Origin of the sequence: Macrococcus equipercicus, assembly GCF_024205945.1 — a bacterium.
GTDB lineage: Bacteria > Bacillota > Bacilli > Staphylococcales > Staphylococcaceae > Macrococcus > Macrococcus equipercicus.
In genome coordinates this window covers 1,890,178-1,913,362 of record NZ_CP073809.1, presented here as the reverse complement: position 1 = coordinate 1,913,362, position 23,185 = coordinate 1,890,178, and the positions used below count along the sequence as shown (strand labels likewise).

Genomic DNA, 23,185 nt, shown 5'->3' with positions numbered 1-23,185 from the left:
CTTAATCATATATATGCTGTGATAAATAACGGTCGCTTGCATCCGGGAAAATAACAACGATATTTCCCTGGACATAAGGTGCCTGGTTCAGTGCTGCAGCAAGTGCAGCGCCCGATGAACTGCCGACCAGCAGCCCTTCACGTCGTGCCAGTTCTTTCACTGCATCAAACGCGGCGTCATCAGTAATGGTCTCAATCGCGTCAATCAGTTCCCGTGTCATAAACTTCGGCCATACTTCCACACCGATACCTTCTGTGCGGTGTGACCCGCTGTCACCGCCGTTTAAGATCGAGCCGACTGGTTCAACGACGACCGTGCGCGCACCTCTTGGCTTCAGCCGTTCAGCGAGACCGGTGAACGTCCCGCCGCTGCCTGCACCGGCAACAATCATCGCGACCTCACCGAGTTCAGCGGTCAGTTCATTTGCCAGTTTATCATAACTTGCGGGATTAGCTGACGATTCAAACTGATTCGTATAGTAGGCGCCGGTCCTCTTTGCGTCTGCCGCGGCTGCTGCACGGGCGCCGAGCATACCGTCAGCAGTCGCGGTCATGATCAGCTCTGCGCCGAGCGCCCGCATGATCGCCTGCTTCTCAATACTGAATTTCTCAGGAACATAGAGGCGGAGTTTCAAGCCGTGCGCGAGGCAGGCGAGAGCGAGGCCGATGCCTGTATTGCCGGCAGTCGCCTCTACAACTTCACCGGTGCTAATGTCACCGCGGCGCACAGCCTCGTCGATCAAATGACGGCCGAGCCGGTCTTTCACGGAGCCGCCGAGATTATACATCTCAAGCTTTGCGAACAGGCGCACACCTGCCGGCAGCTCAAATGCTGTCAGTTCGACAAGCGGTGTGCCGCCGGTTAAGTCAGCAGGCTTGTGATATGTCTTTTTAGTGAGGACCGTCAGATGAGCGAAGTTGTTCAGCTGCACCGACTCAAAGTTGAAGCCGTGCTGCTTTGCGATGGCCATGATTGTCTCTTTCAATGGATAGTATTCGCGGTTCAAATCCTCGACCAGATGATGATGGCCGAGCGCCTCGTAATGGCGGATGATGTGCTGTTTCTCGTCCCGGCTGTTGAACATCGTATCAAGGATGACGATGCGGCCGCCGTCATTGAGCAGTGTGCCGTACTGTTTGATGGCTGCTGACTTTTCCGTGTCCGTCAGATGATGGAAGGCGAACGAACTGATGATCGTATCGGCTTCGGTCGCAGCAAAATGCAGGAAGTCACCTGTCTTGAATGACAGGCCGGTCTTCTGCTCGCCGATTGCCGCCATCTCAGGGCTTGGTTCGTATGCGGTCACTTCCAGTCCTTTGTTCAGGAGCAGCAGCGTCAAATTGCCGGTACCGGGACCGAATTCAATCGTCCGTCCTTCAGCGCGCTTTGCTGCTTCCTTCAGCATAAACGTGTAGTTCTCGAACACATCTTTGTACTCTGGATTATGACCGCTCACTGCCTCGTCATAATTCACAGCCCATTCCTCAAAAATATCCATAAAAGATAAAGCCATTATGCCACCTCTTCTTTTTCCTACTGATTAACTCGGGATTAATAATACCATGAATGTCTTGTAGTGACAATGAAATGATTTGTGAAAATGCCGGCATCATACTATAATACTTCCAACAGAGAAGTCTGATTATTATGATTTCTAAGGAGGGAGTTAGATGAGAAGAGTCATAGTGGAGCCTTATGACAGCATATGGCAGCATCTCTACATTGAAGAAGCACGGAAGCTCCGCGACGTGTTCAAAGACCAGCTTGTGGCCATCCATCATATCGGTTCGACAGCTGTGCCGGGGCTGGCCGCGAAACCGGTCATCGATATCATGCCGGTCGTCAAAGATCTTGCGGCGGTCGATGACTTGACCGACTGTCTCACAGCGCTCGGCTACACGGTGCACGGTGAGAACGGCATACCGGGCCGCCGCTATTTCCAAAAAGGCGGTGACAACCGGACGCATCACGTTCATGTGTACCAAAAAGGAGATGCCAATATCGTGCGGCATCTGGCGTTCCGTGACTACTTGCGGACGTTCCGCGGTGAGATGGAACGCTATCAAGCCCTGAAGTTCGAGCTTGCACAGCGCTATCCGTTTGATATCGCGTCCTATATCGAAGGGAAGAATAGTTTCGTCCTGGTGATGGAGCAGAAAGCATTGTCCTGGTATAACAATCATTCGTTGCTGCCGAAAGAACTGATTTCGTGAGAGCCGGGCTTTTTTCTTAAATTTTCCTTAAAAATTAAGGGACGCTATTGAATCCGGTCATGTTTAATGCTATAACAAATGGCAAAGAGGTGAGAGGATGACAAGCGTCCTGATAATTGAAGATGAGATTGAGATTGCTGAAATGATTCGTTTCATTCTGCTGAAAGAAGGCTTTGAGCCAGTAAATATCGCGCTGAACTGCAAGGAAGCGGAAGACCGGCTGGCCGTTCACCATGACACGTATATACTGGACATCAATCTGCCGGACGGCTCAGGGTATAAGCTTGCTGAGCAGATCAGAAGCTTCTCGAAGGCACCGATCCTCTATGTCTCAGCGAATGTCACTGACGACGACAAGCTGAAAGGCTTCGCTACAGGCGCAGATGATTATATTACAAAACCTTTTAACCCGCTTATTTTAGCGGCACGCGTCAAAGCGAATGCCCAGCGTTATGTACGCGATTACCGGAATGTTGCGTTTTTCTTTGATGAGCGGAAAGCAGAGCTGATTGTGGACGGCAGGACGTATCACCTGTCCGGCAAGCAGTATTTACTGATGCAGTATTTGTACGAAAACCAGAACAGGGTGCTGACGAAAGAAGAGATTTACGAGGCAGTGTGGGAAAATCGCTTCGTCGATGAGAACACAGTAATGGTCCATGTCAGAAAGCTGAGAGAGAAGCTCGAGGACAATCCGAGTGAACCGAAGCGGCTGCTGACCATCCGCAGTGTCGGCTATATTTTAAAAGTAGGCATTGAAGAATGAGCATCGGACGGAAATTCACATGGCGTTTCATCAATTATTTCCTATTATTATATGTATTGATCAATATCGCTGTCATCGCGCTCTTCATTTATTTGACCATCCGCTGGGACGGCACGCTGCTCACCGGTGACCTCACGACTGAGTCGACGTCAACGATGCAGTCACTGATCAACACGAAGGGCGGCATCTCCATCAAGCAGCCGCTCCGGGATGCACTGAAGAAGAATGACAGCATGCTGCTTATTAGAGATGAGAACGGCAGGACACTAAAAGTCTTCAACCAGAACAATGAACAGCTGCACGGGCTGTACTGGTATTATATTCAAGATATAACGACATGGTCGCTGACACCTGACCGCCAGGCGGTTTTAATCAGCCGGAAGCCGATCGTCAAGGCGGCGGAGCTGTTTGACTTAAGGCAGGACGACAAGCTGAAGCGCTATATGAATCAGCATGAGCTCGGTTTATTCATGCAGAGTTCACGAGCGGCGGAGCTGAAGAAGATCCATGGTGATTTCTCGACGAAGCTTATTGAGAAGGCGTGGTTCCAGGATTTAAACGGGGATAACTTCAATGACTACAATATCCGGGAGACGATGCGCGACGGCCGCTACTACTTGTTCGTCCAGAAAAATCCGAGCGTGCTCGACAAGCAGATCATCTTTGACGAGAACGGCGTGTTCAAAGATCAGGCCTTTATGTCGGACATAAAGAATTTCCTGCTGTGGTACCTCGGCTTTTCCGTCCTCGTATTCGGTATCATACTGACGCTTGCGCTGATTCTCGGCTACCGGCTGACACGGCCGCTCGTCCATTTTATCGACTGGGTGAAGCAGCTGCAGAGCGGGACTTATGTAGTGCCGGAGAACGACAAAGTATATCGGCGTGGCCGTCTGCGCCGAAAGTACCGCATGTATACGTCTGTCGATGAATCGATTAAAGAGCTGACGACGAAACTCCGGATGGATGAAGCGTATCAGAAGCGGATCGGCAAGCTGCGTGAGGAATGGATCGCAGGAATCAGTCATGACTTGAAGACGCCGCTCAGCTCGATTTACGGCTACAGCAAACTGCTGACAAGCGACATCGAGATCACGGGCGAGGAACGGCAGCGATTTGCCGAGATCATTGAAGATAAAGCGCTCTACATCGATACGTTGATCAAAGACTTGAACATGACTTACGAGCTGAAAAGCGATGTGCTGGAATTCAATAAGGAAGCAACGCCTATCGTGCCTTATATCAATCAGTTTGTCGATAACTACAATCAGCCGAACTTGCGCTATGTCAATCAGACGGATGTAGTCGTGTTGATTGACCGCGAACGGATGAAGCGGGTGCTGCTCAACATTATATCGAATGCCTTCGTACATAACGATAATGTTGACGTCTGGCTCAACACGACAGTAGTGGACGATGCGCTGGTCATCACGATTGCGGACAACGGCAGCGGCATCAACAAAGAAGAACTGCCTTATATATTCAACCATTATTATCGAGGGACGAATACGACCGCTGACACTAACGGCTCCGGCCTCGGTCTCGCGGTTGCGCAGCAGATTGTCCGCAGCCATAACGGCCGGATAGAAGTCGAGAGTTCGGTCGCAGGGACGCAGTTCAGAATTTATCTGCCGCTTAATGAGACATGAAATAAATGAATTTTCAGTCAATAATAGGTTGACGTTTCCAGCAAACAATTGTATAGTGTTCAATAACAATTCAATCACTTATCAAGACGGATCGAGGGAACGGCCCAATGACGTCCAGCAACCTACCTTACGGCAAGGTGCTAATTCCTACCAGCAGCAGCTGGAAGATAAGAAGAAGAGGCATTCCTTATCTGACAGGGATGCCTCTTTTGTTTTCTTGAATGAGTGGAACAGGAAGGAAATGAAACCATGACAACTAATTCAACGGCAGCAATCGCCTATACAGAAAGCATCACCCGCTATATCGCAGCACATGAAGACGACATTATTAAAATCAGCCATGCCATCCATGCACGGCCGGAGCTCGGCAACGAAGAGTACTTCGCGCAGGAGCAGCTGTCAGAGCTGCTGGAAAGAAACGGATTTGACGTTGTCCGTGACATCGCAGGCCATCCGACCGGCTTCATCGCGACTTATAAAGCGGCGCAGCAAGGGCCGGTCATCGCGTTTTTAGCGGAATATGATGCGCTGCCTGACCTTGGACACGCATGCGGCCATAACATTATCGGCACGAGCAGTGTCCTTGCCGCTTTGGCACTGAAGACCGTGATCGATGACATCGGCGGCGTCATCAAAGTATTCGGCACACCGGCAGAAGAAGGCGGCGTGAACGGCAGCGCGAAAGCGACTTATGTCAAAGCCGGCCTGTTTGATGACTGTGACGTCGCGCTCATGGTCCATCCGGGACATGAATCATACCGCACAGTGCCGACGCTTGCCGTCGATGTATTTGAAGTCGAGTTTTTCGGCAGAAGTGCCCATGCCTCAGAGAATGCCTTCAACGGCGTCAACGCGCTCGACATGATGATCAGCTTTTTCAATGGTGTCGGACAATTGCGACAACATATTAAACCAAAAGACAAAGTTCATGGTATTATATTAAATGGTGGCGCAAGTGCCAATATTGTACCGGATTATACGAAAGCAAGATTTTATACGCGCGCGCTCAGCCGTCGTGATTTAAACGGGCTGACAGAGAAAGTGGAACGCATCGCAGCAGGTGCCGCGGAGATGGCCGGTGGTCAGTACAGACTGAATCATATTCAAAACGGTGTCGATGAATTTATAGTGAATGACCGTCTGGACGATCTGTTTGAACGGCATGCTGCGCTTCACGGCGAAGTGATTCAGCACGATGACTTTGGCTTTGGGTCTACGGACACGGGAAATGTGAGCCATGTCATTCCGACGATTCACCCGCACCTTAAGATCGGTCCGTCCACATTGATCGGGCATACGTATGAATTTGAGCAGGCCGCAGCAAGTGCTGAAGGCGACCGCGCGCTGCTGCAGGGTGCCCGTATAATGGCGACAATGGCAGTTGAGCTAATCACACAACCAGCTGTCCTTGACGAAATCAAGGAGCTGCATCAACATCTGAAGGGGTAAATTAATGAACAATTTCGCTGCGAAACTACCGCTGACACTACACAAACTATATGGTGATCATGTAGTTTTTACGTCCCGCCCGTCGTTCGGCAAAAATCCATGGCTGACGACTGAAGGACATCAATCCAATATGCTGACAGCCCGTGAACTGCTGATCGCTGATATGCCGGTCATTGTCCACGAAGCAGCAGTCGGCGACAAATCACGCGCCTTATTTGAAGCAGCCGGTATCGCTATGCCGGAGAACTTCCGCAGTTATACGGATGAAGCTTCTTATAATGCGCGGCTCAGAGAAGCAGAGAACAACGGAGAAAAGATTTTCTTTCAATATACCCATGAAGCAGAATATGTGAATTCTGAGACGTCATATGTAGACCGTGCGACGTTCATCGCACTGAACAACAAGATGCGTCTAGCGGAATGGACGAAAGGTAAATTTCTGCCGCACCGTGAAGTAGTGAATGTCAAAGTGCTGGCCGACAAACTTCGTGACTGGGAATTCCCGTATGTACTGAAGCCGGCGGACGACCACCCGACAGCAGGCGGTTACGGCGTGATGATCTGTTATAATGATAAGGATTTGAAAAAAGCATTGCAGCGCATCGGGGAAGCAGAAGGCGCGAGTGATTTCATCATCGAAGATTTCATTCAGACGACTGCCAACTACTGCGTGCAGTATGCTTACAGTGATGAACTGGGGATGAAGTACTTAGGTGCCTCAATCCAGAATACAGATGAATATGGGAAATATAAAGGCAACACGACGGCAGAGCATGTGCCGGAGCACGTCATTAAAGCCGGGCAGGAAATTATGCAGAACGGCGTTGACGCAGGTTACCGCGGCATCGCAGGATTCGATCTGCTGCTGGATGACAAGGACCATGTTTATGCAATCGACTTGAATTTCCGTCAGAACGGCTCAACGTCATTGCTGCTGATTAATGATTTACTGGCAGGAGAACACAAGAAATTCCTCGGCTATTATTCCAATATCGAGAACAGTAAGTTCTATGACCGCATTATGCAGGAAGTAAAATCCGGTCAGCTGTTCCCGCTCGCTTATTATGACGGCGATTTCTACAGCAAAGATCAGACGATATCGCGCTTCGTCGGCATATGGCACGGCACAAAAGAAGAAGTGGCAGCAAAAGATGCAGCATTGGCTGCTTTTAACTCATAATGGAAATCCCGCAGCTGACTTTAGTCAACTGCGGGATTTTTTTGGCTTGAAGTGAAAGACGGCAGCCGTTTGAAGGCCAAAATTCAGGAGAAGACTGTCAGACTAAGTGAAAAGTGGCCTTCAGGAGCGGTTTGAAGGCCAAAATTCAGGAGAAGATCGTCAGATTGAGTAATAAGCTGACGGCCGCACTATGATTAACGGGCAGCTGCTTCCATTAGACGCATCGTTCCGACGGCGCCTGAGAATTCACCATTTTCGATGAAATAAGGTTTAAAGCCGCGGAGAACAGTGTAGTCCATGACGACTTCGCGCAGCAGGGCGTTGCCTAAAAATGAGGAGCCGATATAGACGACATGCTCTGTCTTGAATTCACGGGCTGCATGAATAGAAATTGTTGTCACTGTTTCACCGACGACACCCATGACTGCTGCCAGCTTGTCATCAGCTGTGAATGTCATGTCATGCATATTGTGGAGCACATTACCGAAGTTCGCGGCTGTCAAATCACCCGGAATCGGCGTCTTATCCCCTTTATAAATATGTTTGACTTTCAAGTCGATCTTCTCACGGTCGCCTGCTGCCGCACGTGACGTCACTTCACTGAAGTCAGTGATGCCGGTCAATAAATAACTTAAACCTTGGATCATGCCGCCGCCTGCACCAGTACCGCCTGCACGCAGCTGATTCTCACCGTCGACAAAGTGAATGGATGTGCCGGTGCCGACGTTGGCAAATATATAGTCAGCAAGCGCGATGTCATGCTGCTCAAGAAAACTCTGGATGCCTCTGAACGTCGCGTCAAACTCAATCGACTGAAACGCCTGCTGCGGAATGAGTGACTGCAGATAAGTCGCCTTGCCGCCGGTCAGTGCAACGTCAGCATCCGGCAGTGCTGCAAGCCATGCTGCAACTTCTGTAATCTCAGTAGAAGGCTGCTTTTTGAACGTGAGCTGCCCCTGGTCCTCAACCGCAATTTTAATTAATGTGCCACCTGCATCAATACCAATTTTCATGTCATTACCTCGTTCTGTTGTGATAGCTCTATTCTAGCCTCTCATATCCCGCTGTACAATAAAAAAAGGAACGGGTGCAGTCCCGTTCCTTTTCTGAGTTGCCTAGGTACATTCATTATAACAGTAAACAATAATGATTTAAATGCATTTTCAAGTTTTTTAAATAATTTTTATTATCATCTGCATTTATTTCGCGCGTCCTGCCGTAATAACCGTAAGAATTTTCAGATTATTGTTGACTGAACGTTCATTCATTATGTAGAATGAACGCAAAGGGGTCAAGGGGGTAGTAGGTTGATTTATTTGAACTGGCTGTTATTTCTAGCTGTGACAGGCTATGCGGTTTATTTGTTTATATATTTAGTGAGGACGCGCTATCAGTTCATCAAGCTCGGCAAAAAGCATGAGTTCAATGCCGCGCGTGATGAACGGATTCATAAAGTGCTCGTCAATGTGTTCGGCCAGAAGAAGCTGCTGAAAGATAAAAAGTCCGGGACGATTCATGTCATGTTTTTCTACGGCTTTCTGCTCGTGCAGTTCGGGGCGATTGATCTGATCATTAAAGGATTACTGCCCGGGAAACATCTGCCGTTCGGACCGGTGTATCCGCTGTTCACATTTTTCCAGGAGCTTGTGACGTTGATGATACTTGTCGCAGTAGTCTGGGCGTTCTATCGACGTTACATTGAACAGCTGGCACGCCTGAAACGAGGCTGGAAGGCAGGGCTTGTGCTGATCTTTATCGGCGGCCTGATGCTGTCGGTGCTGTTTGCAAACGCGATGCAGCTGCTCTGGCATGGTGAGAGCGGCGTGTGGTCGGAACCGATTGCGTCAGCGATTGCAGCTGTCTTCCGGTTCATTCAGCCGGCTGCTGCACCGCTGTTCTTTCTGTTCTGGTGGCTGCACTTATTATTCCTGCTGGCATTCCTTGTCTACGTGCCGCAGTCCAAACACGCCCATTTAATCGCGGGGCCGGCCAACGTCTATTTGAACCGCACGCGGCCGACCGGCAAGCTTGACACCGTCAACTTTGAAGAGGTGGATGAAGAAGCACCGGCGTTCGGTGTATCACAGATCGACCAGTTTACCGACAAGCAGCTGCTCGACTTATATGCCTGCGTCGAATGCGGCCGCTGCACGAATATGTGTCCGGCGTCCATCACCGGCAAAACTTTGTCGCCGATGCACATCATCACGAAGCTGCGCGACCATTTGACGCTGACCGGTGCCGCCGTCACGAGCAAGTCGCCGTGGGTGCCGGCACCGCTCTTCGCCGGGACGCTCGGCAATCAGCTCGCACTAAGCAGCAGTCCTGTAGAGCTGTATCATCCGGCGATGGTCGGTGACGTCATAACAGAAGATGAACTATGGGCGTGCACGACGTGCCGGAACTGTGAAGACCAGTGCCCGGTGATGAATGAACATGTCGATAAGATCATCGATATGCGCCGCTATCTCGTCATGACAGAAGGCCGCATGAAGCCCGACGCACAGCGTGCCATGCAGAATATTGAGCGGCAGGGCAACCCGTGGGGACTGAACAAGAAAGATAAGGAAAAGTGGCGTGACGATTATCCGGACATCACTATTCCGACGGTGAAAGAACTAGGGGACACGCCGTTTGAGTACTTGTTCTGGGTGTCGTCCATGGGCGCATTTGACAAACGGTCGCAGAAAATTGCCGCGAGCTTCTGTGAGCTGCTGAATAAAGCAGACGTCACATTTGCGATTCTCGGCAATAAAGAGCGGAATTCCGGTGACACGGTGCGCAGGCTCGGCAATGAGTTTCTGTTCCAGGAGCTTGCCGACAAGAACGTGAAAGACATCGAGAAGACCGGTACGAAGAAGTTGGTCACAATCGACCCGCACGCCTATCATACGTTTAAAAATGAATATCCGGACTTCGGACTCGACATTGAAGTGAAGCATCATACCGAGCTGCTGGCGGAACTTGTCGCAGCAGGGCGGCTGCAGCCGACCGAGACGCTTGACGAGACAATCACGTATCATGATTCATGTTATCTCGGCCGCTACAACGACATTTACAGCGCACCGCGCCAGCTGCTCAATGCACTCGGTGCAGATGTCGTCGAGATCAAGCGCAATCGTCAAGACGCCATGTGCTGCGGCGCGGGCGGCGGCATGATGTGGACGGAGGAAGAAGGGGAACGCGTCAACATCAACCGGACGGAGCAGGCGCTCACAACCGGTGCGACAATGATCGCCACAGCCTGTCCGTTCTGTCTGACGATGATTTCAGACGGGACAAAGGCGCTTGAAGTGAACGACCACGTCGCGACGAAAGATTTAGCAGAGTTATTGAATGATTCCATAAAAAAAGGGGTAGTGTAAAGATGACTGAGGTAGTAATAGTTGCTGGCAAGAGAACACCATTTGGTAAGCTCGGTGGAAGCCTGAAAACGAAGACCGCGGGAGAACTCGGTGGCATCGCCATCAAAGGGGCTTTAGACAGTATCAGTCTTGAACCTGACAAAGTGGATGCGGTCATTATGGGCAACGTGCTGCAGGCCGGCCAGGGCCAGCTGCCGTCACGCCAGGCGCAGCATCATGCCGGTATTCCATTTCATGTGCATACGGAGACGATCAACAAAGTATGTGCATCAGGTATGCGCGCGGTGTCTCACGCGATGGACCAGCTGAAGCTCGGCCATTACGAGGCCGTTGTTGCAGGCGGCATGGAGTCGATGTCAAACGCCGTCTTTTATTCAAAGGATATGCGCTCCGGCAAGATGATGGGGAACGTTGAATTTATTGACGGCCTCATCTACGACGGCTTGACATGCAGCTTTACAGGCGGTCATATGGGTGTCTACGGCGACAAGACGGCAGCGAAGTTCAACTTGTCACGCGCAGCTCAGGACCAGTTCAGCTTTGATTCTCATCAGAAGGCCGTGGCGGCGACTGATGCCGGACTGTTCGATGATGAGATCACTCCGGTTGAAGTGAAAGGACGTAAAGAGACCGTTATCGTCGATAAGGACGAAGCGCCGCGCCGTGATACGACGGTCGACAAGCTCGCGGCACTGAAGCCTGCGTTCGTCAGAGAAGGCGGCACGGTGACTGCCGGGAACGCACCGGGCATTAACGACGGTGCCTGCGCACTGATCTTAATGACGAAAGAACGCGCAGCAGCTGAAGGGCTGGACGTCCTTGCGACGCTCATCGCCCACAGTGAAATCGGTGTTGCGCCGGAGCGCTTCCCTGAAACGCCGGGACTCGTCATCAATAAGCTCCTTGAAGAACAGCAGCTCACGGCAGATGATATCACGCTCTTTGAGATGAACGAAGCATTCAGCGCGGTCGCACTTGCCAGTCAGCACATTGCACAACTACCATCAGAAAAAATAAATCAAAATGGCGGGGCAGTAGCTCTCGGCCACCCGATCGGTGCGAGCGGTGCCCGTATTATTCTGACGTTGATTCACAGCTTAAAACGTGCAGGCGGAGGAAAAGGAATCGCAGCGATATGCAGTGGCGGTGGTCAGGGGGATGCTGTTCTCCTGGAGGTATAACAGTGGAATATAAAGGATCGCAGATTGATATCGTACAATACAATGAGAGATACCGCGAACAGCTGGAAGCATTTGAACTGGAAGAGCGTCAGCTCATCTATTCATCACTACCGAAAGAAGTGCTGGACGAAGGGCTGATGGACCCGAACAGACGTCCGTGCATCGTGCTTAATAAAGAAGGACAGGTCGTCGGCTTCTTCGTGCTGCATCAGTTTTATCAGCATGAAGGGTATGATACACCGATTAATGCAGTGTATGTCAGAAGTCTGTCCATCGATGCGAAGCTTCAAGGGTCAGGCTACGGCACGGAGATTATGATGAACATCCCTTCATTCGTGCAGACGGTGTTCCTGGATTTTGAAGACTTGTATTTAGTTGTCGACGCTGAGAATCAGGCAGCGTGGAACTTATACGAGCGTGCAGGATTCCTGCATCTCGCGACGAATCCTGAAGGACCGCTCGGTAAAGAGCGGCTGTATTATCTCGACCTTGAAGGGAAGTATGTCTCTAAACTGCGCTTAGTGCAGCAGCACGGTGACATCGCGCTTGAAAAAGACGGCACAGCAGTAGGTCGCATCAAGCTTGATGTTCAAGGGGACACTGCTTATATCATAACGTTTGAAGCGGATGACGCCGCGGTAAGGGAAAGCGCCCTCCGTCAGCTCTCGACATTCGTGCGCAAAAATGAACCGGATGTCCTCAAGCTCGTCGTCAAGACAGCTGAGCCGGATGAGTACTTGAATGCTAATTTTGTTCATATGGACCAGCAGGAGCCGGACGTACTGACAAAATTAATCCAATATTAAAATGATGCAGCTGGATCCATGAATGGTTCAGCTGTTTTCATGCACAAAGGGGTAAGGGGAATGGATTTTAATTTGACTGATGAGCAGCAGATGCTCAGAAAAATGGTGCGGGAATTTGCGCTTGAGCAGATTGCACCGAGCGTAAAAGAGCGTGACAAAGAAGCGCGGTTTGACCGCGCGCTGTTTACAGCGATGGGTGAGCTCGGACTGACGGGAATCGTCATTCCTGAAACATATGGGGGCGCCGGAATGGATTACTTGAGCTATTCCATCTGTCTCGAGGAGCTGTCGAGAGTCGACCCTTCAATCGGTGTCACACTGTCTGTACATGTCTCGCTCGGCTGCGTGCCGATCTACCGCTTCGGCTCAGAATTCTTGAAGACGCGGTATTTGCCGAAGCTGACAAGCGGGGACTATCTTGCAGCTTATGCACTCAGTGAGCCTGACGCCGGCAGCGATGTCCAGGCGATGAAACTGACGGCACGTGCTGTCGACTCGGGTTACATACTGAACGGCACGAAGACTTGGATCACATCCGGCGGTCATGCAGATATTTACATCGTATTCGCTCGGACGGACGATGGCATGACGTGCTTTGTCGTTGATAAAGAGCTGCCGGGATTTACGGTCGGCAAGAAGGAAGACAAGCTCGGGCTTCGGTCATCGGCGACGACAGAAATCATTTTTGATGACGTCTTTGTTAGTGATGACCACGTGCTCGGGGAAGCGGGCGAGGGCTTCAAAGTGGCGATGGCAGCTCTGGACGGCGGCCGTATGGGCATTGCCTCGCAGGCAGTCGGTATTGCTCAAAGCGCGCTTGACCATGCGCTCGACTATGCCAACACGCGCAGCACGTTCGGCAAAAAGATCATTCTGCATCAAGGTATCGGCTTTATGCTTTCGGATATGGCAGCAGAAATACAAGCTGCACGATTAGTGACGCGGCAGGCCGCCTGGTATTTGTCTGAGGGCCGGCCGAGCACGATGATGAGCAGCATGGCGAAACTGCTGGCAGGGGACATAGCGATGAAAGCGGCGGTTGATGCGGTGCAAATATTCGGCGGCAACGGCTATACGACGGATTATCCGGTGGAGCGCATTATGCGTGACGCGAAGATTACGCAGATTTACGAAGGGACGCAGCAGATTCAGCGGCTCGTCATTTCAAGACAGCTCATGCACTAGCAGAATTTACTGGAAAAACAGTCGGGTTCTTGATATGATGAACTGTGAATAACAATCGACTGAACGAGCTGAAAGGACGAACATTAATGAAAATCAGTGAATATACAAAAGAAATGATGAACGAAAATTCATTCATTGACCTTGCCTACCTTTATTTAAGCGAACAAGGCAAAGATACCGGCCTGTACGATATGATAGATGAATTCAAGAAAATCGGCGGTTACAACGACGAAGAAATCGAAACGCGTGTACTGCAGTTCTACACAGACTTAAATACAGACGGCCGTTTCCTGTCAACCGGCGAAAACTTATGGGGGCTCCGCGACTGGTACTCTGTCGATGATATCGAAGAGAAAATCGCGCCGACTGTTCAGAAGTTTGATGTTCTTGATGAGGACGAAGATGATGCGAACATCGTTCTTCTCGGAGAAGAAGAAGTAGAAGACGACCTGGATCTTGTGGTCCAGGGCGGCGCTGACGAGGAGAACCTTGAAGACCCTGAAGATGAAGAAGTGGAAGACGAGATCGATACAGCAGGTCTTGTTGTAGAAGATGAAGAGTTCGACGAGGATGAAGACGAAGAAGACTATGAAGACTACGAGGAAGAAGAGGAATAAGTTTCTTCTCTATGTTGACATTTGATTGAAAAGTGATTATTATTTTACTTGGGCTCCTTTAATTAGGACAAATGTATAAACCGATACGCTCCCTTTGCGATATGCAAAAGGAGCGTTTTTTATTTTTTTATTCAGGAGGAACGTAATGACTAAATTTATATTTGTGACTGGCGGCGTTGTTTCGTCGTTAGGTAAAGGGATTACTGCAGCGAGCTTAGGGCGATTATTGAAAGACCGTGGGCTGAACGTCACCATCCAGAAATTTGACCCGTATTTGAACGTTGACCCGGGTACGATGAGCCCGTATCAGCACGGCGAAGTGTTCGTCACTGATGACGGCGCGGAGACAGACCTTGACCTTGGGCACTATGAGCGTTTCATCGATATTAACTTGAATCAGTATTCCAACGTGACAGCGGGTAAAGTTTATTCCCACGTGCTGAAGAAAGAGCGCCGCGGCGACTATTTAGGCGGTACAGTGCAGGTCATCCCGCACATTACGAATGAAATCAAATCACGTCTGCTGCTTGCCGGTGAGAGCACGAAGGCAGACGTCGTCATCACTGAAATCGGCGGGACGACAGGTGATATTGAATCACTGCCATTTTTAGAGTCCATCCGTCAGATTAAAAGCGACCTCGGCCGCGAAAATGTGATGTACATTCACTGCACGCTGCTGCCGTATATCAAGGCAGCGGGAGAAATGAAGACGAAACCGACGCAGCATAGTGTGAAAGAACTGCGCGGCCTCGGTATCCAGCCGGACATGATCGTCGTCCGTACAGAATACGAAATGACGCAGGACTTACGCGATAAAATTGCCTTGTTCTGTGACATCGACAAAAAGTCAGTCATTGAATGCCGTGACGCTGACACATTGTATCAAGTGCCGCTTGCACTCAAAGAACAGAAAATGGATGATATCGTCATCAACCGCCTTGGTCTTGAAGCTGCAGAAGAAGCAGAACTGACTGAATGGACAAAATTACTTGAGACTGTACGTAACTTAAACGGTAAAACGCGCATCGCGTTAGTCGGTAAATATGTCGCGCTGCAGGATGCTTACTTGTCAGTAGCGGAAGCATTGAAGCACGCAGGTTATGAGTTCGGCAAAGAAGTAGAGATCAAATGGATCAATTCAGAGCATTTAGATGTCACGAACTTCAAAGATGAACTGAAAGACGTCGACGGTATTTTAATTCCAGGAGGCTTTGGTGAGCGCGGTATCGAAGGGAAGATTTTAGCGACGCAGTATGCGCGTGAAAACAACATTCCGTTCCTCGGCATCTGCTTAGGCATGCAGCTCGCGACTGTTGAGTTCGCACGTAATGTCGTCGGCCTTGAAGGCGCGCATTCAGCAGAGCTTGATCCGAACACGCCGTACCCGGTCATCGCGCTGCTGCCTGACCAGAAAGATGTCGTTGATCTCGGCGGCACGCTGCGTCTTGGCTTATACCCATGTCAGCTTGTTGAAGGCACAAAAGCCCATGAAGCTTATGGTGAAGCTTTAGTAGAAGAACGCCACCGTCACCGTTATGAGTTCAACAATGAATTCCGTCAGCATCTGGAAGCTAAAGGACTGGTGTTCTCTGGCACATCTCCTGACGGCCGACTCGTTGAAATCGTCGAAATTCCGGACCATAAATGGTTTGTCGCATGTCAGTTCCACCCGGAATTCCTATCACGTCCGACAAGACCACAGAAATTATTCAGAGGATTTATCGAAGCAACGCTTAACTAATAATAAAAGCCGCTCATCATGAGCGGCTTTTATGTATGAATGAAGCTTGGAGAAGTGGGAAGTGGCCTTCAAACGGCTCCTGAAGGCCACTTTCCCCCGAGTTCGGTGGTCATCACCTGAATTTTGGCCTTCAAACGGCTCCTGAAGGCCACTTCTCCCCGAGTTCGGCGGTCAACACCTGAATTTTGGCCTTCAAACGGCTCCTGAAGGCCACTTCTCCTCGAGTTCGGCGGTCAACACCTGAATTTTGGCCTTCAAACGATCAATCAGTCTGTCTCTTCTTCCAGCAGTTCTTTCATTCCGGCATAGATAGCGTAGTAGATGTAGTTCATCGCCATTAAGTGGGGCTTGATAATACGGCTGAAGTCTTCCATCGGCACGAGCGCACGCGGCGTTGACAGATCGATGAAGTTCATGCTGTTGATGCGTTCGTCTTTATTGCAGACGAGCACATAATCGATGTCGAACTCGTCAAGGTCTTTAATGTATTCGATAACGGCGTCGTCATATGTATCTGCCATTAAGAGCACGCGGTCAGTACGGTCAAGCACGGACTCCGTGATCATTTTCTCAGCGCCGAACAGGCTTTCTTCGCTTTCAACGATGAAATCTTCGAAGTATCTCAAGTCACCGAAGCCTTTGACAAAAATTCTGCCTTCACCGACGACCGCCTGGGCGAGGAGACGCGAGGCGATGTCAATCTCTGTTTCCTGGGCGTCGATTTTTTTGAATATACCGTTCAGCTGCGTATTGAATATCTTTAACATTTTAATCCTTCTTTCTCTCCATTTATAGTACAATTCTATTATAAAAAGGGGACTGAAGACAATGGTACGCATTTTAGTGATTGATGATGAAGATAATATCAGGCTGCTGCTAAAAGAAATATTCGCGCTCTACGGCTTGACGATGGATGAAGCAGAAAACGGCAGAGTCGGCCTGGACAAGCTTGCCGCTGCCCATTATGACCTTGTCTTCATGGACAAACGCATGCCGGTCATGAGCGGATTTGAAACACTTGAACGGCTGCGGGAAGTGAGCGATGTGCCCGTCTATCTCATCTCTGCCTATCAGACGAGTGAAGAGATGGAGGCGTTTATAAGCCTTGGTATAGAAGGGATTTTAATGAAGCCGTTTTCAATTGAAGAAGTGGCGGAAATTGCTTTGAAATATCGCTGAAACAGGTTCTAATGTTATGCAAATACGCGAATTGTCTGATATACTAATGACATAAAATTGTGCAGCAGCACACAAGGAGGATTTTTTCATGCCATTAGTTTCTATGAAAGAAATGTTAATCCAGGCTAAAGAAGGCGGTTATGCGGTAGGTCAGTATAACATCAACAATTTAGAGTTCACGCAGGCAATTCTTGGCGCTTCTCAAGAAGAGAACGCACCCGTAATTCTTGGCGTGTCTGAAGGCGCTGGAAAATACATGGGCGGATTCTACACTGTAGTGAAAATGGTTGAAGGTTTAATGAAAGACATGAACATCACTGTTCCTGTAGCGATTCACTTAGACCACGGTTCAAGTTTCGAGAAATGTAAAGAAGCGATCGATGCCGGCTTCACATCTGTCATGATCGATGCTTCTCACCATTCATTTGAAGAGAACGTTGAAATCACTAAAAAAGTAGTAGAATATGCACATTCTAAAGGAGTTTCTGTAGAAGCTGAATTAGGTCGTGTCGGCGGTCAGGAAGATGACGTCGTATCTGACGGTGTTGTCTATGCAGATGCTCGCGAATGTCAGGAACTTGTCGAAAAAACAGGTATCGACTGCTTAGCACCAGCTCTTGGTTCAGTACACGGTCCTTACAAAGGTGAACCAAACCTTGGATTCAAAGAAATGGAAGAAATCGGCGCTGCGACTGGTCTGCCATTAGTATTGCACGGTGGTACGGGTATCCCGACTAAAGACATCACACGCTCTATCTCTTTAGGAACAGCTAAAATCAATGTCAACACTGAAAACCAGATCGCATCTGCTAAAGCAGTGCGTGATACATTGAATAATGATGCTGACGTATACGATCCACGTAAATATCTTGGACCTGCACGTGAAGCTATCAAAGCGACTGTTCAAGGTAAAATCCGCGAGTTCGGTACATCTGGCAAAGCGTAATTTACTGGGTGTCAACACAAACACATCAGCTCCGCTGATGTGTTTTTTTTCTTGACTCGTCGTGTAAAACTGAATTATATTTAAGGTCGCGCATTCTATGTTTTGCAATCATTCAACGACTTAGTTTACAATACAATAAATAATGAACGATGATAAGATTTTTAATGGAGATAGAAAAGGAGTACTGACATGTCACAAGAAGTAATCAAGATTAGAGGTGGAAATCCTCTGCGCGGAAAGGTGCAGATCAGCGGCGCTAAAAACAGTGCGGTCGCGTTAATTCCTGCGACACTGATGGCTGACGGTGTCGTAACGCTTGAAGGTCTGCCCGAAATTTCAGACGTTGTCACATTGATGAGCCTGCTTGAAGATCTGAACATTAAGACAGAGCTTGACGGAGATCTGCTGAAAGTCGATTCAAGCGAAGCAATCAACCTGCCACTGCCTAACAACAAAGTACAGTCATTACGTGCTTCATACTATATGATGGGCGCGATGCTCGGTCGCTTCAAGAAATGTACGATTGGTCTGCCGGGCGGCTGCCCGCTCGGACCACGTCCGATTGACCAGCACATTAAAGGATTCGAAGCTTTAGGCGCTAAAGTGACGAATGAAATGGGCGCGATGCATCTGGAAGCTGAAGAGCTGATCGGTGCAAAGATCTTCATGGATGTCGTCAGTGTCGGTGCGACCATTAATATTATGCTGGCTGCCAGTATGGCAACAGGTAAGACGGTCATCGAGAACGCGGCGAAAGAGCCTGAAATCGTCGATGTCGCAACACTGCTGAACAATATGGGCGCTAAAATCCGCGGCGCAGGAACAGATACACTGAAGATTGAAGGTGTGCCGCAGCTGCACGGTACAAAGCATACGATTATTCCTGACCGTATCGAAGCGGGGACTTATATGTGTGCCGCAGCTGCCATGGGTGAGGAAGTCGTCATCGAGAACATCATCCCGCTGCACATGGAGCCTTTAACAGCGAAGCTCGTTGAAATGGGCGTCGACATTGAAGTGGGAGAAGATAAAGCAGTCATCCGTAAATCCGGACCGCTCGCTCCGCTGACGATCACGACGAACGTTTATCCGGGGTTTGCGACCGACTTGCAGCAGCCGTATACACCACTGTTATTTTTAGCGACCGGTGAAAGCACGGTTACTGACACGATTTATCCGGCACGCTTCAACCACGTAGCGGAGCTTGCAAGAATGTCTGCGGACATCAAGGAAGCGGGCGGCACTGCGACAATCAAGCCGTCAAAGCTGACCGGCGCAGAAGTCGCAGCAAGTGACCTTCGTGCAGGTGCCTGTCTCGTCATCGCGGGTCTGACTGCAGAAGGTGTGACGACTGTCTACAACGTCAAGCACATCGACCGCGGCTACAGCGGTATCGTCGAGAAGTTGAAAGCATTAGGCGCAGACATCTGGCGTGAGACAATCGAAGACTAACAGCAACCTCCTTAACAGGAGGTTTCTTCTTTTATATATATTATATATTTGATATATTTTTTATACCGTGGTATAATATGTCAGTGAGGTGAAAGATATGGAAATATGTCCTTATTTAGAGGAAACGTTTAAAATTCTTGGGCGCAGCTGGAATGGTTTGTTGATCAATTATCTTTCACGCTGTGATGACCGTGCGGCCCACTTTTCAGACATCAAACGCGATTTGAAGTCCATTACACCTAGAGCATTAAGCCTGAAACTCGGCGAACTGGCAGAGTGGGACTTAGTGGAGAAGAAAGTCATAACGACGACACCATTATCAATCAAATATGTGCTGACGGACAAAGGCTATGCGTTAAGTCAGGCGATGATTCCTATAGAACAATGGGCCCAGAATAACCTGGAGCTTGCAGAAGAAGTGAACAGTCATTAATATGGCTGTTTTTTTATGGCTGTATATATTTCATTTATTCTGGATTGTTGATAATCATGGGTAGGACTTAATGATAAATGTGTTATACTATTGCTGAAAGTTATATCACGTTGGACAAAGGAGAATGACGATGGAACGTAGTTTATCGATGGAGCTAGTACGAGTGACTGAGGCGGCTGCTCTGCAGAGTGCACGCTGGGTCGGCAAAGGGCTGAAAAATGAGGCGGATGACGCAGCGACCACTGCCATGCGTGAAGTATTTGATACAATTCCGATGGATGGTGTTGTCGTTATCGGTGAAGGGGAGATGGACGAGGCGCCGATGCTTTATATCGGTGAGGAGCTCGGAACTAAAGAAGGTCCTGAAATCGACATCGCAGTCGACCCGCTTGAAGGGACGACGCTTGTCGCTGAAGGAAGCTGGAACGCGATGACTGTTCTTGCTGTCGGCGACCGCGGCACATTGCTGCATGCACCGGACATGTACATGGAGAAAATCGCCGTCGGACCGGAATGTGTCGGCGTCGTTGATATATCAAAGAGCGTCACTGAAAATCTGCATGCAGTGGCGAAAGCGAAGAACAAAGATATTACTAACGTCACGGCAACACTGCTGAACCGTGAACGTCATGCAGCGATCATCAAGGAAATTCGTGCGGCAGGTGCCCGCATCAAGCTGATTGAACACGGCGACGTCGCAGCTGCGATCAACACAGCGTTTGATTTCACGGGCGTCGATATTCTCTTCGGTTCAGGCGGCGCACCGGAAGGCGTCATCGCGGCGGTCGGCATTAAAGCGCTGGGCGGTGACTTCCAGGGTATTCTGCTGCCGGAAGACAGCGAGCAGGAAGAACGCTGCCGCAACATGGGTATTGAGCCGAACACTGTATTGAAGCTGGATGACATGGTCAAAGGGGACGATGCGATCTTTGCGGCGACCGCGGTCACTGACGGCGAACTGCTGAAAGGTGTGCAGTTCAAAGGAGGATTCGCTGAGACGCATTCACTTGTTATGCGTGCGAAATCCGGCACAGTCCGCTTCATTCAAGGACGCCATAGTCTTGAGAAGAAACCGGGTCTGACAATGGCCGGCAATGAAACGATTTAATCATCAGCCAGCATGTGTCTGCATGCTGGCTTTTTCTTTGACATTGTATTGATTCATGATAAACTATTGAAGTTATCCACGCATGCCCTCACATCCTCCGTACACTACACTATTAAACAGAAGGTGCTATATGATAGAAAAACAACGCACAAGCCCGCAGTATGAATCTTTTGATGCGCTTTACAAGAACAGTACAACGAAAGAACTGACAGCACGCGCAAAAGAACTAGGACTTGTCAATTACAGTAAACTCAATAAAAAAGAACTGGTTCTTGCGGTCATGGAGAAACAGATGGAGCAGGACGGCAACTACTACATGGAGGGTATTTTAGATGATATCCAGGTGGACGGCTATGGTTTCCTGCGCACGGTCAACTATTCCAAAGGCGAGAAGGATATTTATATCTCTGCCAGCCAGATTCGTCGTTTCGAGATCAAGCAGGGCGACAAAGTAACGGGGAAAGTTCGTCGCCCGAAAGAGAACGAGAAGTATTACGGCCTGCTGCAGGTGGACTTCGTCAATGACCAGAATGCAGAGGAAGTGAAGAAACGACCGCACTTCCAGGCGCTGACGCCGCTTTACCCGGACCGCCGCATTAAGCTTGAGACAACGAAGACGGCTTATTCCACGCGTATTATGGACCTTGTGACGCCGATCGGTTTCGGCCAGCGGGGCATGATTGTCGCGCCGCCGAAAGCCGGCAAGACTTCCCTGTTGAAAGAGATCGCGAACGCCATCTGCACGAATCACCCGGAAGCGAAGCTCTTCATTCTGCTCGTCGGCGAACGGCCGGAAGAAGTGACGGATTTAGAGCGTTCAGTCGCACAGGCAGAAGTTGTGCATTCCACGTTTGATGAACCGCCTGAGCACCACGTCAAAGTAGCAGAGCTGCTGCTCGAGCGTGCGAAGCGTCTCGTTGAACTCGGGGAAGATGTCATCATTCTCATGGACTCCATCACGCGCCTTGCCCGGGCATACAACTTAGTGGTGCCGCCGAGCGGCCGTACGTTATCAGGGGGACTGGATCCCGCGAGCCTCCATCGTCCGAAAGCCTTTTTCGGTGCTGCGCGTAACATTGAAGCGGGCGGCAGTCTGACCATCCTTGCGACTGCGCTCGTTGAGACCGGTTCACGTATGGACGATATGATCTACGAGGAGTTCAAAGGGACAGGCAACATGGAGCTGACGCTTGACCGCAAACTTGCTGAGAAACGCGTCTATCCGGCCATCGACATCCGCCGCAGTTCGACGCGTAAAGAAGAGCTGCTGCTTGAACCGAAAGAGCTCGAGATGGTATGGCAGCTCAGAAACTTGTTCACTGAGCAGCAGGACTTCACTGAACGGTTCCTGCGCCGTCTGAAGCAGAGCAGCAGCAATGATGACTTCTTCAGCCAGCTGGGTGACCGCATCGCGATGAGCGCGAAAACCGGCAAGCCGATCATTTAATTAACAGTTGCAATTTGACGGTTAACCCTATATAATATGTAAGTATTGACGTGAAATATCACGAATAACTCTGTTCCAGATGGTTCAGGGCAAAGGAGCTGAAAATAATGAAACAAGGAATTCACCCGGAATACCGCAAAGTAATCTTCTTAGATTCTACAACTGACTTTAAATTCTTAAGCGGTTCTACACGTTCTTCAAACGAAACAATGACTTGGGAAGATGGTAACGAGTATCCAGTTATCCGTTTAGATATCTCTTCAGATTCTCACCCATTCTACACAGGTCGTCAGAAATTCGCTTCTGCCGATGGTCGTGTTGAGCGTTTCAACAAAAAATTCGGTCTTAAAAGCAGCAACGAATAATTTGCTAAAAGAAGTTCCGCATTCAGCATGGCTGAGTGGTGGAACTTTTTTTGTACATAAGATAGTGCACAAACTGTGGTATAATAAAGCGATTATGTGTAAA

Annotated in this window: 21 protein-coding genes, 1 pseudogene and 1 riboswitch; of the genes and pseudogenes, 18 read left to right on the top strand and 4 right to left on the bottom strand. The window is 49.5% G+C overall.

Going from position 1 to position 23,185, the window contains the following annotated elements; genetic code table 11:
• Position 1 precedes the first annotated feature (1 nt).
• Both KFV11_RS10180 and KFV11_RS10175 read right to left on the bottom strand, forming a co-directional pair.
• On the bottom strand, positions 2-907 hold the full coding sequence (locus KFV11_RS10180; RefSeq protein ID WP_254250620.1) for a PLP-dependent cysteine synthase family protein: 906 nt from the start codon (positions 905-907) through the stop codon (positions 2-4).
• 45 nt (positions 908-952) lie between these two features.
• Positions 953-1,498: pseudogene (locus tag KFV11_RS10175) on the bottom strand (methyltransferase domain-containing protein); the annotation flags it as partial.
• Between the two features lie 172 nt (positions 1,499-1,670).
• Between KFV11_RS10175 and KFV11_RS10170 the strand changes: the two are divergent.
• From KFV11_RS10170 to ldmS, 5 genes are all read left to right on the top strand, one after another.
• Positions 1,671-2,213 carry a GrpB family protein gene (locus tag KFV11_RS10170; RefSeq protein WP_254249854.1) on the top strand — a complete coding sequence of 181 codons (543 nt, stop codon included), beginning with the start codon at positions 1,671-1,673 and terminating at the stop codon, positions 2,211-2,213.
• Between the two features lie 97 nt (positions 2,214-2,310).
• A complete protein-coding gene (locus KFV11_RS10165; RefSeq protein WP_254249853.1) occupies positions 2,311-2,979 on the top strand; it encodes a response regulator transcription factor in 669 nt (222 codons plus the stop codon).
• Complete coding sequence (locus KFV11_RS10160) at positions 2,976-4,628, top strand: sensor histidine kinase (protein WP_254249852.1); 1,653 nt, start codon at positions 2,976-2,978, stop codon at positions 4,626-4,628. The genes KFV11_RS10165 and KFV11_RS10160 overlap by 4 nt, the downstream gene beginning before the upstream one ends.
• Positions 4,629-4,703: 75 nt before the next feature.
• Positions 4,704-4,802: riboswitch (SAM riboswitch) on the top strand.
• Positions 4,803-4,877: 75 nt separating this feature from the next.
• Positions 4,878-6,077, top strand: coding sequence for a M20 family metallopeptidase (locus KFV11_RS10155; RefSeq protein ID WP_149459320.1), 1,200 nt, complete (start codon positions 4,878-4,880; stop codon positions 6,075-6,077).
• Between the two features lie 4 nt (positions 6,078-6,081).
• Positions 6,082-7,257 (top strand): L-aspartate--L-methionine ligase LdmS, encoded by a 1,176-nt coding sequence (ldmS, locus tag KFV11_RS10150; protein ID WP_149459174.1) that lies wholly within the window; start codon positions 6,082-6,084, stop codon positions 7,255-7,257.
• Positions 7,258-7,451: 194 nt separating this feature from the next.
• On the opposite strand, the gene coaW is transcribed toward ldmS, so the two are convergent.
• Positions 7,452-8,270 (bottom strand): type II pantothenate kinase, encoded by an 819-nt coding sequence (gene coaW / locus KFV11_RS10145; protein WP_149459173.1) that lies wholly within the window; start codon positions 8,268-8,270, stop codon positions 7,452-7,454.
• A 294-nt stretch (positions 8,271-8,564) separates the two neighbouring features.
• On the opposite strand from coaW, the gene KFV11_RS10140 reads away from it, so the two are divergent.
• From KFV11_RS10140 to pyrG, 6 genes are all read left to right on the top strand, one after another.
• Positions 8,565-10,622: a (Fe-S)-binding protein gene (locus KFV11_RS10140; RefSeq protein ID WP_254249851.1), complete on the top strand. Its 2,058-nt coding sequence runs from the start codon at positions 8,565-8,567 to the stop codon at positions 10,620-10,622.
• Positions 10,623-10,624: 2 nt separating this feature from the next.
• Positions 10,625-11,803: an acetyl-CoA C-acetyltransferase gene (locus KFV11_RS10135; protein ID WP_254249850.1), complete on the top strand. Its 1,179-nt coding sequence runs from the start codon at positions 10,625-10,627 to the stop codon at positions 11,801-11,803.
• The gene (locus KFV11_RS10130) at positions 11,800-12,609 is read left to right on the top strand and encodes a GNAT family N-acetyltransferase (protein ID WP_436970232.1); all 810 of its coding nucleotides are present in this window, start codon (positions 11,800-11,802) and stop codon (positions 12,607-12,609) included. Before KFV11_RS10135 ends, KFV11_RS10130 begins: the two co-directional genes overlap by 4 nt.
• A gap of 60 nt (positions 12,610-12,669) precedes the next feature.
• On the top strand, positions 12,670-13,794 hold the full coding sequence (locus KFV11_RS10125) for an acyl-CoA dehydrogenase (RefSeq protein WP_149459169.1): 1,125 nt from the start codon (positions 12,670-12,672) through the stop codon (positions 13,792-13,794).
• Positions 13,795-13,880: 86 nt separating this feature from the next.
• Positions 13,881-14,411: a DNA-directed RNA polymerase subunit delta gene (rpoE, locus tag KFV11_RS10120; protein ID WP_149459168.1), complete on the top strand. Its 531-nt coding sequence runs from the start codon at positions 13,881-13,883 to the stop codon at positions 14,409-14,411.
• A gap of 145 nt (positions 14,412-14,556) precedes the next feature.
• Positions 14,557-16,152 carry a CTP synthase gene (gene pyrG, locus KFV11_RS10115; protein WP_149459167.1) on the top strand — a complete coding sequence of 532 codons (1,596 nt, stop codon included), beginning with the start codon at positions 14,557-14,559 and terminating at the stop codon, positions 16,150-16,152.
• Between the two features lie 266 nt (positions 16,153-16,418).
• Here pyrG and KFV11_RS10110 read toward each other — a convergent pair whose 3' ends face one another.
• Positions 16,419-16,919 carry a DUF2529 family protein gene (locus KFV11_RS10110; protein WP_149459166.1) on the bottom strand — a complete coding sequence of 167 codons (501 nt, stop codon included), beginning with the start codon at positions 16,917-16,919 and terminating at the stop codon, positions 16,419-16,421.
• Positions 16,920-16,980: 61 nt separating this feature from the next.
• On the opposite strand from KFV11_RS10110, the gene KFV11_RS10105 reads away from it, so the two are divergent.
• From KFV11_RS10105 to KFV11_RS10075, 7 genes are all read left to right on the top strand, one after another.
• Positions 16,981-17,331 (top strand): response regulator, encoded by a 351-nt coding sequence (locus KFV11_RS10105; RefSeq protein WP_149459165.1) that lies wholly within the window; start codon positions 16,981-16,983, stop codon positions 17,329-17,331.
• Positions 17,332-17,419: 88 nt separating this feature from the next.
• Positions 17,420-18,277 carry a class IIb fructose-bisphosphate aldolase FdaB gene (fdaB, locus tag KFV11_RS10100; RefSeq protein ID WP_149459164.1) on the top strand — a complete coding sequence of 286 codons (858 nt, stop codon included), beginning with the start codon at positions 17,420-17,422 and terminating at the stop codon, positions 18,275-18,277.
• A gap of 189 nt (positions 18,278-18,466) precedes the next feature.
• On the top strand, positions 18,467-19,729 hold the full coding sequence (gene murA, locus KFV11_RS10095) for a UDP-N-acetylglucosamine 1-carboxyvinyltransferase (protein WP_149459163.1): 1,263 nt from the start codon (positions 18,467-18,469) through the stop codon (positions 19,727-19,729).
• A 97-nt stretch (positions 19,730-19,826) separates the two neighbouring features.
• A complete protein-coding gene (locus KFV11_RS10090) occupies positions 19,827-20,162 on the top strand; it encodes a winged helix-turn-helix transcriptional regulator (protein WP_149459162.1) in 336 nt (111 codons plus the stop codon).
• Between the two features lie 130 nt (positions 20,163-20,292).
• Positions 20,293-21,270 carry a class II fructose-bisphosphatase gene (gene glpX / locus KFV11_RS10085; RefSeq protein ID WP_149459161.1) on the top strand — a complete coding sequence of 326 codons (978 nt, stop codon included), beginning with the start codon at positions 20,293-20,295 and terminating at the stop codon, positions 21,268-21,270.
• A 130-nt stretch (positions 21,271-21,400) separates the two neighbouring features.
• Positions 21,401-22,717: a transcription termination factor Rho gene (rho, locus tag KFV11_RS10080; RefSeq protein ID WP_149459160.1), complete on the top strand. Its 1,317-nt coding sequence runs from the start codon at positions 21,401-21,403 to the stop codon at positions 22,715-22,717.
• A gap of 107 nt (positions 22,718-22,824) precedes the next feature.
• Positions 22,825-23,082: a type B 50S ribosomal protein L31 gene (locus tag KFV11_RS10075; RefSeq protein ID WP_149459159.1), complete on the top strand. Its 258-nt coding sequence runs from the start codon at positions 22,825-22,827 to the stop codon at positions 23,080-23,082.
• Positions 23,083-23,185: the final 103 nt, after the last annotated feature.

Bases quoted from the DNA above. Each gene is read 5' to 3' on its own strand.
- KFV11_RS10170 (WP_254249854.1), top strand. From the start codon at position 1,671: ATGAGAAGAGTCATAGTGGAGCCTTATGACAGCATATGGCAGCATCTC.
- KFV11_RS10165 (WP_254249853.1), top strand. From the start codon at position 2,311: ATGACAAGCGTCCTGATAATTGAAGATGAGATTGAGATTGCTGAAATG.
- KFV11_RS10160 (WP_254249852.1), top strand. From the start codon at position 2,976: ATGAGCATCGGACGGAAATTCACATGGCGTTTCATCAATTATTTCCTA.
- KFV11_RS10155 (WP_149459320.1), top strand. From the start codon at position 4,878: ATGACAACTAATTCAACGGCAGCAATCGCCTATACAGAAAGCATCACC.
- ldmS (WP_149459174.1), top strand. From the start codon at position 6,082: ATGAACAATTTCGCTGCGAAACTACCGCTGACACTACACAAACTATAT.
- coaW (WP_149459173.1), bottom strand. From the start codon at position 8,270: ATGAAAATTGGTATTGATGCAGGTGGCACATTAATTAAAATTGCGGTT.
- KFV11_RS10135 (WP_254249850.1), top strand. From the start codon at position 10,625: ATGACTGAGGTAGTAATAGTTGCTGGCAAGAGAACACCATTTGGTAAG.
- KFV11_RS10125 (WP_149459169.1), top strand. From the start codon at position 12,670: ATGGATTTTAATTTGACTGATGAGCAGCAGATGCTCAGAAAAATGGTG.
- rpoE (WP_149459168.1), top strand. From the start codon at position 13,881: ATGAAAATCAGTGAATATACAAAAGAAATGATGAACGAAAATTCATTC.
- pyrG (WP_149459167.1), top strand. From the start codon at position 14,557: ATGACTAAATTTATATTTGTGACTGGCGGCGTTGTTTCGTCGTTAGGT.
- KFV11_RS10110 (WP_149459166.1), bottom strand. From the start codon at position 16,919: ATGTTAAAGATATTCAATACGCAGCTGAACGGTATATTCAAAAAAATC.
- KFV11_RS10105 (WP_149459165.1), top strand. From the start codon at position 16,981: ATGGTACGCATTTTAGTGATTGATGATGAAGATAATATCAGGCTGCTG.
- fdaB (WP_149459164.1), top strand. From the start codon at position 17,420: ATGCCATTAGTTTCTATGAAAGAAATGTTAATCCAGGCTAAAGAAGGC.
- murA (WP_149459163.1), top strand. From the start codon at position 18,467: ATGTCACAAGAAGTAATCAAGATTAGAGGTGGAAATCCTCTGCGCGGA.
- KFV11_RS10090 (WP_149459162.1), top strand. From the start codon at position 19,827: ATGGAAATATGTCCTTATTTAGAGGAAACGTTTAAAATTCTTGGGCGC.
- glpX (WP_149459161.1), top strand. From the start codon at position 20,293: ATGGAACGTAGTTTATCGATGGAGCTAGTACGAGTGACTGAGGCGGCT.
- rho (WP_149459160.1), top strand. From the start codon at position 21,401: ATGATAGAAAAACAACGCACAAGCCCGCAGTATGAATCTTTTGATGCG.
- KFV11_RS10075 (WP_149459159.1), top strand. From the start codon at position 22,825: ATGAAACAAGGAATTCACCCGGAATACCGCAAAGTAATCTTCTTAGAT.